Origin of the sequence: Psychrobacter sp. Sarcosine-02u-2, assembly GCF_002836335.1 — a bacterium.
GTDB classification, from domain to species: Bacteria; Pseudomonadota; Gammaproteobacteria; order Pseudomonadales; family Moraxellaceae; genus Psychrobacter; species Psychrobacter faecalis.
In genome coordinates this window covers 40,542-46,874 of record NZ_PJBX01000169.1, presented here as the reverse complement: position 1 = coordinate 46,874, position 6,333 = coordinate 40,542, and the positions used below count along the sequence as shown (strand labels likewise).

6 protein-coding genes are annotated in these 6,333 nt (G+C 43.2%); 1 reads left to right on the top strand and 5 read right to left on the bottom strand.

The window, feature by feature from the left end; genetic code table 11:
- Window positions 1-1,062 precede the first annotated feature (1,062 nt).
- Window positions 1,063-1,683 carry a septal ring lytic transglycosylase RlpA family protein gene (locus CXF58_RS09700; RefSeq protein ID WP_102077360.1) on the top strand — a complete coding sequence of 207 codons (621 nt, stop codon included), beginning with the start codon at window positions 1,063-1,065 and terminating at the stop codon, window positions 1,681-1,683.
- Window positions 1,684-1,849: 166 nt separating this feature from the next.
- Here the strand turns inward: CXF58_RS09700 and radA are convergent, their stop codons facing one another.
- From radA to CXF58_RS09675, 5 genes are all read right to left on the bottom strand, one after another.
- Window positions 1,850-3,286 carry a DNA repair protein RadA gene (gene radA / locus CXF58_RS09695; RefSeq protein ID WP_068404223.1) on the bottom strand — a complete coding sequence of 479 codons (1,437 nt, stop codon included), beginning with the start codon at window positions 3,284-3,286 and terminating at the stop codon, window positions 1,850-1,852.
- A gap of 288 nt (window positions 3,287-3,574) precedes the next feature.
- Window positions 3,575-4,285, bottom strand: coding sequence for an LPS export ABC transporter ATP-binding protein (gene lptB / locus CXF58_RS09690; protein WP_180952568.1), 711 nt, complete (start codon window positions 4,283-4,285; stop codon window positions 3,575-3,577).
- 205 nt (window positions 4,286-4,490) lie between these two features.
- The gene (gene lptA / locus CXF58_RS09685) at window positions 4,491-4,979 is read right to left on the bottom strand and encodes a lipopolysaccharide transport periplasmic protein LptA (protein WP_180952567.1); all 489 of its coding nucleotides are present in this window, start codon (window positions 4,977-4,979) and stop codon (window positions 4,491-4,493) included.
- A 141-nt stretch (window positions 4,980-5,120) separates the two neighbouring features.
- Window positions 5,121-5,705: an LPS export ABC transporter periplasmic protein LptC gene (gene lptC, locus CXF58_RS09680; RefSeq protein WP_068404219.1), complete on the bottom strand. Its 585-nt coding sequence runs from the start codon at window positions 5,703-5,705 to the stop codon at window positions 5,121-5,123.
- Window positions 5,702-6,268: a KdsC family phosphatase gene (locus tag CXF58_RS09675; RefSeq protein ID WP_068404217.1), complete on the bottom strand. Its 567-nt coding sequence runs from the start codon at window positions 6,266-6,268 to the stop codon at window positions 5,702-5,704. The genes lptC and CXF58_RS09675 overlap by 4 nt, the downstream gene beginning before the upstream one ends.
- Window positions 6,269-6,333: the final 65 nt, after the last annotated feature.

The following is a 6,333-nucleotide window of genomic DNA, read 5'->3' as shown; positions in this document are numbered from 1 at the left end:
GTGCTTGCCATAGCTTTTTTTGCCGTGTATCGAAAAACTGGGACTGTGACAGTCGGGGCAATTGATCTGTATTTGTGTCTTCATAACCTCAAATATATCATCTTGCTTTGGCTGTCACCCTCCTTTTATTTCCTCAGCATACTTTTTGATACACTACCCATTTTTAATAACCAATATTACATTCGATAATCACTATAAACTTGGGTTGAAATGTCTATATAACTCCCTTATATAGACAGGGTTAAAATGATACGTTAACAAATCAGCCTAGAAACTGAAGAAAAATGTACTGGGCTAAGTAATCGAATGTAACAACGAAATTGCTCAAATTAAATGAATATCTACTTTTTTAAGCCTTTCTTATTTGTCATTAATTCTACATAAATTACTATTAAAACCTTAACTTTCTTGCTTCAAAAATAACCATAAGTTGTTGTTATCTATAGCTATTACCCTCTTAATTTTTTGTCAAAACACTGGTAAAGCTCTATTAGTGACCGATTAGTACTGTTAGGTTTTATTCCTTGTTTTTTACAAATAATTGCGTTACCCTCGTTTTATTGTAGTTTGATACACAACGCGTACATAGCTACTAAGAAAGATATCATTTAATTATATTGCAGTTGTAGCTCGTCCGTATAGTTAGCAAATTGTAGATTTTGGGCTTGCAAAGTCACTACTTAATTAACGGTTTAATAACAAAGTAATACGCAACATACTTTAAACCCTTTATTAACTTAGCAATGCAAAAAAGTCCTTTATCGATTGGTGCAACCTTACTTTAGTTGTTTGATTACTATTGTTAACTATCATTTGAGCGTGTCATAAGTGGGTTTTGCGAGTCGTATATAACGATAATTCCCGAGCCACTTATGATGATATAAATGAAAATTACCATATGTTAGAGCTTATAAAAGCCCATCTTTACTATCATCGTGATAAAACAGATAGATGATAGAGCGGCTTTCGAGTTTGCGACACTGTTAGAGTGGTCTAATATTGTCTCGCTCCCTCTAAGAGGTTTTAGAGTTAGGTTCTAATGTATATGCTATAGAGGTATTTATGAATAAGCGTTTATCTGGTTTACTTACAATGTCAGCGGTTTTATTTGCTGGCTCTGCAATCGCTACTAATGCAAATGCTGTAGAATCAAAAACCTCCCTTGCAACGATTTCGCAAGATAACGCCTCCCGTATTGACCGTGTACTCGGTGAACTTAGTCGTCAACATGACGGCGCATCAAGCTTAGTTAAGTCTGCTCGTCAGCCTACTTCATTAGCCCTTAGCAGCTCATTGCTCGCCAGCGACACTGCCCAAGTATCTAATGATGAAGATGTTTTAGAGCGCTTAACGGCAGTAGCTTCTAACTCTGTAAGCAAATTTAAACAAACTGGTTTGGCTTCTTGGTATGGTCGTCAATTTCATGGCCGTAAAACTGCCAGTGGCGAAACCTTTGATATGAATGGCTTAACCGCTGCTCACCGCTCGTTACCCTTAAACTGCTACGTTAAAGTTACCAATAAAACCAATGGCAAAAGCGTTGTCGTTAAAGTAAACGATCGTGGTCCATTCCATGGTAACCGTGTGATGGATTTATCTTACGGTGCTGCCAAGCAACTTGGTATTACCAATAAAGGTGTGGGTAACGTCTCTATTGAGCGTGTTTCAGGCCCCTCTTCTTAAACCATTAACGTTTTAGACCATTCGCGGTTTAAACCTTTAACGGTTTTTTATCGAAAAGACTGCTTAACGTTAGTTTTAAAAAAAGCGCCTAACTCATTTAAAGTTAGGCGCTTTTTCGTTTTTAACGTTTAACGCTAAATAGTTAACATAGGATAGCTTTTAAAAACTATAACTCAAATGCGCTTTCAATCGCATCATCGAGGCGCTCGACCGCGATGACATTGATACCCTTAAACTGCGGCGCATCTTTGGCAGGCGCATTGGCTTTAGGGATAATCGCGTGTTTAAAGCCGTGTTTCATTGCCTCTTTTAGGCGCTCTTGTCCGTTAGGAACCGGTCGAATCTCCCCTGATAAGCCGACTTCACCAAAAACGGCAAGTGATGAGGGTAAAGGCTTTTCTTTGATACTAGAAGCACAAGCCAGTAGCACGGCCAAATCAGACCCGGTTTCAATCACCTTAACGCCACCAACGACGTTTACATACACATCTTGTCCGCTGGTATGAATACCGCCGTGACGATGCATGACCGCAAGCAGCATTGATAGGCGCTGAAAGTCGAGCCCTAAAGCCATACGCCTTGGTGAGCCTTGTGAGTCATCAACCAAGGCTTGTACTTCGACCAGCAGGGGTCTGGTGCCTTCACGGCTTACCATCACCACAGAACCCGCTACGGGCTTATCATAACGGCTTAAGAATATCGCTGAGGGATTGGCGACTTCTTTGAGTCCCATATCGGTCATCCCAAAAATGCCCAGCTCATTAACCGCACCAAAACGGTTTTTTACCGCGCGAATCATACGAAAGCGTGAATCGGACTGACCTTCAAAATATAAAACCGTATCAACCATGTGTTCGAGCACACGTGGCCCTGCCAGCGTGCCTTCTTTGGTCACATGCCCGACTAAAAATAGGGCCGTGCCAGTTTGCTTCGCATAACGGGTCAAAATGGCTGCCGACTCACGAATTTGACTAACGCCGCCTGGGGCAGAATTAATGGCATCGGTATAAATAGTCTGAATCGAGTCAATAATAGCAATCGCCGGCTGCTCTTGGGTTAAAGCCGCACAAATGGTTTCAACATTGGTCTCCGCGAGCACACGCAATCTATCCGCTGGCAAATCTAAACGCTTGGCGCGCATCGCTACTTGGGCGAGCGACTCTTCACCTGTCACATACAGCGCGCTACCTGCCAATGAATCAGCCTTTGCCATATTGGTCGCAGTTTGCAAAAGAATGGTTGATTTACCGATTCCTGGGTCACCGCCGATCAAAACGACCGAACCGGCCACCAGTCCGCCGCCCAACACTCGGTCAAACTCACTAATGCCCGTGGGCAGGCGTGTATCTAGCGTCACGCTTACCGCATTGAGTGGCATGACCGCACTGTGCGTACCCGAATAATTGCCAGCAGGTGCACCCGCACTACGAGAAACCGCTCGGCTAGCATTCGCTTTTGCGCTACTCTTATTATGGTGCGGCATACTGACATTTGGCGCTTCGACCAAACTGTTCCATTCACCGCAGTCTGTACACTGCCCCGCCCATTTGCCAAAATGCGCCCCGCACTGCTGACAGACATAACTGCTTTTATTTTTTGCCATAACGTATGAACCTTATTGAACTGGTCAATCGAAAGTAATAAATTGCGAATAATAAGTAGAATTTTAGAATGCTCTATACGAGCTTAGGTGTAAGACTAAGAGAAAGAATGAACGTGCCTTTTTTAATAACCAGGCATTAGATTATGAGAGGTAGATAGCAATTTATAGTGGGCATGGATGTTAAGAGAAAATAGCCAAATATCCGTTGCATCATGCAGTAATTAGATATTTGGCTAAAGTTTCAGATAAAGCTTTATACAGACTCACCTCTACTAAATAGCGAAGTACTTATACGCGAAAGTCTTTACCAAGATAGACAGATTTTACCAAGTCATTCTCTAACACTTCAGACGATGTCCCTTCCGCAATGATGGCGCCTTCTGAAACGATATAGGCTTTTTCGCAAATCGCTAAGGTATCGCGCACGTTATGGTCGGTGATGAGTACACCAATACCGCGATTTTTTAGGGTTAAAATAACGTCTTTAATATCACTAACAGAGATAGGGTCAACACCAGCAAACGGCTCATCTAATAGGATAAATTTTGGATTGGCCGCCAACGCGCGCGCAATCTCACAGCGGCGACGCTCACCACCTGAGACACTCATACCCAATGATTTGCGTACATGTTCTAAATGGAACTCGCCGATCAATTTTTCAAGCTCTTGACGCTGCTCAGCGGTACTTAATTCTTTACGGGTTTGCAGAATGGCTAAGATATTATCTTCAATGGATAATTTACGAAAAATAGAAGCTTCTTGCGGCAAATAGCCAATACCAGCACGCGCGCGCTCATGCATGGCATATTTTGATAAATCCATTTTTCCTAGAGTGACACGGCCCTTATCCATATTGACCAGTCCAACCACCATATAAAAGCTAGTAGTTTTGCCCGCGCCATTTGGTCCTAATAACCCAACAACTTGCCCTTGCTCAACAGAAAATGATACATCTTTTACCACCCAGCGTTTGCCGTAGCGTTTGCCTAAATTTTGCATCGTTAAACGGGCGACAGGCTCGGAGCTATTGGTTGCCGCTACAGAACCATTATTAGGCTCGTTGCTATTAATTTCGTTGCTATGAATTTCATTAGTCTTAACAACGTTGTTTTTAATATCGCTCATCACTTACCTGTCAATTACTGTTAAAGTTGCAAAGTTTTTAGTATTACTATCGCTTACTTTTATATTAAAAATACTGTGCTTAGCGTATGCTGCTTCGGTTGCTGCCGCTATTGGGCGGGAAGACCAATTCTACGCGCTGACTGCCACCAGCAGTTGCTTCTACATCGCCAGCTTTTAAGCTATAACGAATGACGTTACCGGCAAAACTGGCGCCATTTTGTACCAATTTTGCATTACCCGTAAGCGTCACTATACCCGTGACCGCATTATAATCAATCTTATTGGCCTGCCCTTTTGCCAAGCCCTTTTCTTGCGTCACTACCTGCTGCATAGTGGCTGGACGGCCGGTGGCGACTGCCGAGTTGATACTACGGCCTTGCGAGAGATTGACCGTAATATCATCGGCGGTCATTTTGAACGTACCCTGCGTAATCACGACAGTGCCTGAATAGCTGGTGATACCTGTACGTTCACTATAAGTAGCCTTATCTGCTAGCAGCTTAATGGGCTGATTGGCATCTGATGGCAAGGCATGGCTGTATAACGGCAATGCTAACAACATTAGCATCGGTAGCGTTCGCAAACCGTGTGTTACTTGGATAGAGCGTGTCGATAGCAAGCGTAAAGTAGGCAAAAAAGTAGATTTCATAAAAGTTACTCGTATCATTATGGGTAGTGGCGTTTGCAAACTTCCTGCTAGGTGCTGCTGTTAAAATAAAGCTTTATCTTGGCGTTTCGCGGGCGTAAATGCAACCGCGACTTGACCAAATTCATAGTCCCCAGTTTCAAGGTTGGCTTTCATGCTTGACGCCTCAAAGCGGTTCATCCCTTGTTCAACTTTTACTGGCGCATCACTATAGACTTGACCTGTTTTGGTATTGCCTTTTAAGGTAGTGCCCATGACTTTAATCGGCTCAATATCAGACTCGCCCGCTTTGCCTTCGCTAACTAAAGTAAAACCACCTGATAAGCTCATCTCACCTGTCTGTTGACTGATGGCGGCGCTGCCCGCTTCAACACGGTAACGCTGCTCGTCTGATGGCTCCCAATTCATGGTGATGCCTTTCATCTCATCTTTATTGGTCACAGGATTATGGGTCAAGGATTCTGCACTCAGCTCGTACTCGGTCTCACCTTTTTCATTAGTCTGTACCGCCTTAATGTCAGTGGCTTCATAATCCACATCCGTCGGTTCCATACTAACGGGCGGCGTAATCTCCCCTTGCTGCTTAAAGAACCAGCCAGCAATCACAGCAATAATTAATGCCAGAACGATTAAAACACGAGTATTCACGATAAGTTATCCTCAGGTTTCGCTGCATCAAGCGTATAGTGCGCGATAAAATCTTGATAGTGACCATGACCTTTTAAAATAAGATCACATATTTCCCGTACTGCGCCGGTACCACCTGCGCGGGTGGTCACCATATCACTGCGCTTTATCACCTCTTGATGGGCATTTGGGACAGTGGCCGCAAAGCCTACCGTTTGCATCGCTTTAATATCTGGTAAATCATCGCCCATATAAGCACATTCAGCAGCGGTAATATTAAGCTCAGCATCAAGCGTCGCTAATAGCTCATTCAATGCAATCAGCTTATCATCACGACCTTGGACGATATAATTGACACCCATTTCAGCAGCACGCTTGTCTACCATAGGACTGCTACGACCAGTAATAATAGCGGTCAAAATACCATAGCGCGCCAACGATTTGACGCCGACACCGTCCTGTACCGAAAAGGCTTTGGTTTCAGTACCGTTGGCATCATAAATAATTTGACCGTTTGACAAGATACCATCAACATCCATGACCAATAACTTTACTTGTCCGGCCTTTTTTATTAAGTCTTGCATCAATTTTCTCTTATTAATGATTTTATTATGAGACGTATTCTTATTAAATACTCTTTTATTAAGGC